Here is a 6,431-nt window from a genome sequence, read left to right on the forward strand (position 1 = left end):
GGCCGGCGGCGTTGAGCCGCTTGTTGTAGGCCGATTGCTGGGGCAGGCAGCGGAAGAGGTGTCCCAGCCGGGCGTGCGCGAAGCGGATCCAGTGCCGGGCGGAGGGAAAGCCCAGCAGGACCTGGGCAACCGCCAGGCACAGCAGTTCGGCGTCCGTCAGTTTCGGAGGTCGCCCGATCCGGCGACAAGGCGCCACATGGTCGTCGATGAACACGTACAGTGCCGCCAGAAGGGCGTCCAGGTTTGTCGTCACACACGAACCAACGGGCGCCCTTCGCCATAGTCGCGGCCAGCACAGACATCGGACTCATTCATCTAGCAGTGACAGCTTCCCGGATTGCCCACCCGAGGGGAGGGGGAAGGCTCCTCCGGTACGCACAGCGCACACCGCGCCCTCCACCGCTCATACGCGGTGCCCGTACGGCAAACGAGCGCGTTTCCACCCGATTCCAGCGCTATTCGAGTGAACGCGGACAGGAGCGGCCATGCCCGCAGCCTCCGAGTCGTCTACCGAGCAGCTACAAAGAACGTCCAATAGCTCCGGAACGTTGCAAACATCACATACATCAAAAACCGGTAAAACTACTCACCAGCCGGTAAAAGCCCCCGACCCGCTCGACCTGCTCGACCCGCCCTGCCTGTCACGCCCGCACAGCCCACAGGTGATCCAGTGAAACCGCTGATTGGTCGCATTCCCGTCCTGGACGTACTCCCGCTCGTCGACTGCGGCAGACGCCCCGCGAAGGCGGTGAGCGGTGAGTCCTTCCAGGTCACCGCGACCGTCTTCCGCGAGGGCCATGACGCCGTCGCGGCCAATGTCGTCCTCATGGACCCCAGTGGGCGCCCGGGCCCCTGGACCCCCATGCGTGAGCTCGCCCCCGGCACCGACCGGTGGGGCGCCGAGGTCACCCCCACCGAGGAGGGCCGCTGGACCTACACCGTCGAGGCGTGGAGCGACCCGGTCACCACCTGGCGCCACGCGGCCCGGATCAAGATCCCCGCGGCTGCCGACGAGCACGACATCGCCCTGGTCCTCGCCGAGGGCGCGGAGCTGTACGAGAGGGCCGCCGCCGGAGTGCCGAAGCGCGAGGGCCGGGAGGCGGTGCTCGCCGCCGTCGACGCCCTGCGCGACGAGTCGCTCTCCGCCGCCGACCGGCTGGCCGCGGCGCTCGCCCCGGCGGCGGACGCCGCCCTCGCCCGCCATCCGCTGCGCGAGCTGGTCACCGCCTCACGCCCGGCGCCCCTGCTGGTCGAACGCAAACGGGCGCTGTACGGCTCGTGGTACGAGCTGTTCCCGCGCTCCGAGGGCGCCGTCGTCAAAAAGGGCGAGCCGCCCGTCAGCGGTACATTCCGCACGGCCGCCGAGCGGCTGCCCGCGGTCGCCGCGATGGGCTTCGATGTCGTGTACCTGCCGCCGATCCACCCCATCGGCACCACCTTCCGCAAGGGCCGCAACAACTCGCTGGACCCCGGCCCGGACGATGTCGGTGTGCCGTGGGCGATCGGCTCCGCGGCCGGCGGCCATGACGCCGTCCATCCCGATCTGGGCACCATGGAGGACTTCGACCACTTCGTGGAGACGGCCCGTACGCTCCGGATGGAGATCGCGCTCGACTTCGCCCTCCAGTGCTCCCCGGACCACCCCTGGGTCACCAAGCACCCCGAGTGGTTCCACCACCGCGCCGACGGCTCCATCGCGTACGCGGAGAACCCCCCGAAGAAGTACCAGGACATCTACCCGATCGCCTTTGACACCGATCTGCGCGGTCTGGTGCGGGAGACCACCCGCGTCCTGCGCCACTGGATGGAGCACGGCGTACGGATCTTCCGCGTGGACAATCCGCACACCAAGCCGGTGGTCTTCTGGGAGAAGGTCATCGCCAACATCAACCGCACCGACCCCGATGTGATCTTCCTGGCCGAGGCGTTCACCCGCCCGGCCATGATGCGTACGCTCGGCGCCGTCGGCTTCCAGCAGTCGTACACGTACTTCACCTGGCGCAACGGCAAGCAGGAGCTGACCGACTACCTCACCGAGCTGGCCTGCGAGACCGCCGCCTTCATGCGGCCGAATTTCTTCGTCAACACGCCTGACATCCTCCATGCCTACCTTCAACAGGGCGGGCGCCCCGCTTTCGAGGTACGGGCCGTGCTCGCAGCGACCATGTCACCGTCGTGGGGTGTCTACGCGGGGTACGAACTCTGCGAGAACACCCCCGCGAAGCCCGGCAGTGAGGAGTACCTTGACTCCGAGAAGTACGAGCTGAGGCCCAGGGACTGGGAGGCGGCCGAGCGGGAGGGCCGCACCATCGCCCCGCTGATCACCCTGCTCAACCGGATCAGACGGCGGCATCCCGCGCTCCAGCAACTGCGCGACATCCATTTCCACCACGCCGACAATGACGCGGTCATCGCGTACAGCAAGCGGGCGGGCACGGACATCGTTCTGGTGGTCGTCAACCTCGACCCTCACCACACCCAGGAGGCGACGGTCTCGTTGGACATGGAACGGCTCGGCCTCGAACGGCATGAGACCGTTCCGGTGCGCGACGAGCTCACCGGCGAGACCTATCACTGGGGCAGCTCCAACTATGTGCGCCTGGAGCCGGGTGTGACACCCGCGCACATCGTGGTGCTGCGACCGTCCCCGCCGATCGGAGGGTCACCCACATCATGATCGTCAATGAGCCCGTCCACGACACGTTCGAGGACACCCCGGTCAAGGACCGCGATCCCGACTGGTTCAAGCGGGCCGTCTTCTACGAGGTCCTGGTGCGTTCGTTCCAGGACAGCAACGGCGACGGCATCGGAGACCTCAAGGGCATCACGGCCAAACTGGACTATCTCCAGTGGCTCGGGGTCGACTGCCTCTGGCTGCCGCCGTTCTTCAAGTCGCCCCTGCGCGACGGCGGCTACGACGTGTCCGACTACACGTCGGTGCTCCCCGAGTTCGGCGATCTGGCCGACTTCGTGGAGTTCGTCGACGCCGCGCACCAGCGCGGAATGCGCGTGATCATCGACTTTGTCATGAACCACACGAGCGATCAGCACGAGTGGTTCCAGGAGTCCCGGAAGGACCCCGAAGGCCCGTACGGCGACTACTACGTCTGGGCCGACGACGACAAGCAGTTCCAGGACGCCCGGATCATCTTCGTCGACACGGAGACCTCCAACTGGACCTTCGATCCGGTGCGCAAGCAGTACTACTGGCACCGCTTCTTCTCCCACCAGCCCGATCTCAACTACGAGAACCCGGCGGTGCAGGAGGAGATCATCTCCGCGCTGCGGTTCTGGCTGGACCTGGGCATCGACGGCTTCCGGCTCGACGCCGTGCCGTATCTGTACCAGCAGGAGAACACCAACTGCGAGAACCTCCCGGCCACCCACGCCTTCCTCAAGCGGGTGCGCAAGGAGATCGACGCCAACTACCCGGACACGGTGATCCTCGCCGAGGCCAACCAGTGGCCCGAGGATGTCGTCGACTACTTCGGGGACTACACCCTGGGCGGCGACGAATGCCATATGGCGTTCCACTTCCCGGTGATGCCGCGCATCTTCATGGCCGTACGGCGCGAGTCCCGCTACCCGGTCTCGGAAATCCTGGCGAAGACCCCGGCGATCCCGACCAACTGCCAGTGGGGCATCTTCCTGCGCAACCATGACGAGCTGACCCTCGAAATGGTCACGGACGAAGAGCGCGACTACATGTACGCGGAGTACGCCAAGGATCCGCGGATGCGCGCCAACATCGGCATCCGGCGCCGGCTCGCCCCGCTGCTGGACAACGACCGCAACCAGATCGAGCTGTTCACCGCGCTGCTGCTGTCGCTGCCCGGCTCCCCGATCCTGTACTACGGGGACGAGATCGGGATGGGCGACAACATCTGGCTGGGCGACCGGGACGCGGTCAGAACGCCGATGCAGTGGACCCCCGACCGGAACGCGGGCTTCTCCTCCAGCGACCCCGGCCGGCTCTATCTGCCGACGATCATGGACCCGGTCTACGGCTACCAGGTCACCAATGTGGAGGCGGCGATGGCCTCGCCGTCCTCGCTGCTGCACTGGACCCGGCGGATGATCGAGATCCGCAAGCAGAACCCGGCCTTCGGGCTCGGTTCGTACACCGAGCTGCCGTCGTCGAACCCGGCGGTGCTGGCCTTTCTGCGCGAGGCGCCCTCCCCGCAGGGCAACGGTGACGATCTGGTGCTCTGCGTCCACAACTTCTCACGCTTCGCACAGCCCACCGAGCTGGACCTGACGCAGTTCAACGGGCGCCATCCGGTGGAGCTGATCGGCGGCGTGCGCTTTCCCGCCATCGGGGAGTGGCCGTATCTGCTGACGCTCGCGGGCCATGGCTTCTACTGGTTCCGGCTGCGGAAGGACAGCCTGCCGGGCGTCACCTCGTAACACCGCGGCCCGGTACGAGGCTCCCGTGCGAGGCGGTTTCCGCCGCCCCGCACGGGGCACGCTGTCTGTCCATAGGGAATCGAGAATCTGTACGGACAGAATCGAGCCCGTACGGATCATCCTCACCCGACACGTCCCGCACAGCCGGACAGCCATTGCCGCAATCCGGGACACTCTGCGCATCCTGTGGTGTGCCCGGGGAAAGGACGCGATGCCATGTCGAAGGCTGCATCCACCCGGACTACCCCGTGCCTCGTCACCGCCTCGCCCGCTGCCTCATCAGCCGCGTCGTCCGCGCTGTCGCCCGCCGACGCGAGGGCGCTCGTCGGCTCGCTCGCGCCGCTGTTCCATGACTGGCTGCCCCGCCAGCGCTGGTTCGCGGGCAAGGGCCGGCCGGTCACCGGCTTCGTACCGCTGGCGGTCACCGAGCTGCTGCCGATGACCGCGGGGGGTCCGGGGCTGCTGCATCTTCTCGTACGGGTCGAACAGCGCAGCGCGCAGGGTCCGCCGCCGGCGATTCCCGCCTCCACCCCCGCGGGCGCCACGTCCTCGACGGCGTGCGGCACGGCCGCGGGCGGCGACTGCTACCAGCTTCTGCTCGGGGTGCGCAAGGCACTGCCTCCGGCGCTGGCGTCCGCGCTGATCGGCCACTCCGCGCAGGGACCGCTGGCCGGCCGTACCGTCTACGAGGGGCTGCACGATCCGCGGCTGGCCGAGCTGCTGCTGGAGCGGCTGCGGACGCCCGGCGCGCTGGGGCCGCTGCGCTTCGACCGCGCGGGCACCCTGCCCGCGGGGCTGACCGGCCGGCTGCTCGACGCCGAGCAGTCGAACTCGTCCCTGGTGTACGGGGACGCCTTCATCCTGAAGATCCTGCGGCGGGTCTTCCCCGGGCCCCACCCCGATCTGGAACTGCCGCTCGCGCTGGCCGCCGAGGGGTGCGAGCGGGTGCCCGCGCCCGTCGCCTGGTTCGAGGCGGCCGACCCGTCGGGCAGCGGCGAATCGCTCACCCTCGGTGTGCTCCAGCCGTTTCTGCGCGGCTCCCAGGACGGCTGGCAGCTCGCGCTCGGCGCGCTGGCCAGGGGCCGTGACTTCACCAAGGAGGCGCGGGCGCTGGGGCGGGCCACCGCCGAGGTGCACACCGCGCTCGCCGCGGCGCTGCCCACCGTCACCCTGGGGCGGCGGCAGACCGCGCAGCTCGCGGAGGGGATGGCCGAGCGGCTGGAGGCGGCGGCGCAGGCGGTGCCGGTGCTCATGCCGTACGTACCGGGGCTGCGCACCGCTTTCGACGCGCTCGCCGTGCTGGACGAGGCGGGACGCGGCAGACCGGCCCAGCGGGTGCACGGCGATCTGCATCTCGGACAGACCCTGCGGTCGCCGGACGGCCGCTGGTCGGTCATCGACTTCGAGGGCGAGCCGGCCCGGCCGCTGGCCGAGCGCCGCCGCCCGCAGCCGCCGGTCCGCGATGTCGCGGGCATGCTCCGGTCCTTCGACTACGCGGCCCGCTCGCACGAACCCTGGCGCCCGGACTGGGCGGCACGCTGCCGGGCCGCGTACTGCGACGGGTACGCGCTGGCCTCGGGCACCGACCCGCGCGCGGAGCCGGAGCTGCTGCGCGCGTACGAGACGGACAAGGCGGTCTACGAGGTGCTGTACGAGGCCAGGCACCGGCCCGACTGGCTTCCGGTCCCGATGGCCGCTATCCGGCGTCTGGCCGGAGACACCTGAAGCGGCGGTCGGGTACGGCGCGGGGACACCCCGTGACCGCACCCCCGTGACCGGCCACCGGCCCTCGGTACGGGCGGCGGGAGCGGTGCCGTACCGGCAGGGCACCGGCCGGAGCCGCCCGGCCCGCTCCCTGATCCACCCGCCCCGTCCTGACCCGCCTCATCCGCCCGAGCCGCCCGATCCCCTCCCGTCCACCCACCTCTGTCCGTCCCACTCCGTCCACCCGTCCGTCCAGCGCCACACCGCCGCAGCACCGCCGCGTAGGCAGCCCCCGTGACCGCCCGCACGCCGTCCGACCG

The 6,431-nt window shown here is 69.5% G+C and carries 3 protein-coding genes and 1 pseudogene; 3 read left to right on the forward strand and 1 reads right to left on the reverse strand.

What is annotated here, in order from left to right:
* Positions 1–253: pseudogene (locus tag WH07_RS34430) on the reverse strand (IS982 family transposase); the annotation flags it as partial.
* Between the two features lie 426 nt (positions 254–679).
* On the opposite strand from WH07_RS34430, the gene WH07_RS34435 reads away from it, so the two are divergent.
* The 3 genes from WH07_RS34435 (at position 680) to WH07_RS34445 (ending at position 6,132) form a co-directional block, all read left to right on the forward strand.
* On the forward strand, positions 680–2,677 hold the full coding sequence (locus WH07_RS34435; RefSeq protein WP_046508892.1) for an alpha-1,4-glucan--maltose-1-phosphate maltosyltransferase: 1,998 nt from the start codon (positions 680–682) through the stop codon (positions 2,675–2,677).
* Complete coding sequence (treS, locus tag WH07_RS34440; protein ID WP_046508889.1) at positions 2,674–4,407, forward strand: maltose alpha-D-glucosyltransferase; 1,734 nt, start codon at positions 2,674–2,676, stop codon at positions 4,405–4,407. The genes WH07_RS34435 and treS overlap by 4 nt, the downstream gene beginning before the upstream one ends.
* Before the next feature lie 216 nt (positions 4,408–4,623).
* The gene (locus WH07_RS34445) at positions 4,624–6,132 is read left to right on the forward strand and encodes a maltokinase N-terminal cap-like domain-containing protein (protein ID WP_046508891.1); all 1,509 of its coding nucleotides are present in this window, start codon (positions 4,624–4,626) and stop codon (positions 6,130–6,132) included.
* The last annotated feature ends 299 nt before the right edge of the window (positions 6,133–6,431 follow it).

Origin of the sequence: Streptomyces odonnellii, from assembly GCF_000981895.1 — a bacterium.
Lineage (GTDB): Bacteria > Actinomycetota > Actinomycetes > Streptomycetales > Streptomycetaceae > Streptomyces > Streptomyces odonnellii.

Excerpts from the sequence above, each read along its gene's own strand:
- treS (WP_046508889.1), top strand. The coding sequence starts at position 2,674 with ATGATCGTCAATGAGCCCGTCCACGACACGTTCGAGGACACCCCGGTC.
- WH07_RS34445 (WP_046508891.1), top strand. The coding sequence starts at position 4,624 with ATGTCGAAGGCTGCATCCACCCGGACTACCCCGTGCCTCGTCACCGCC.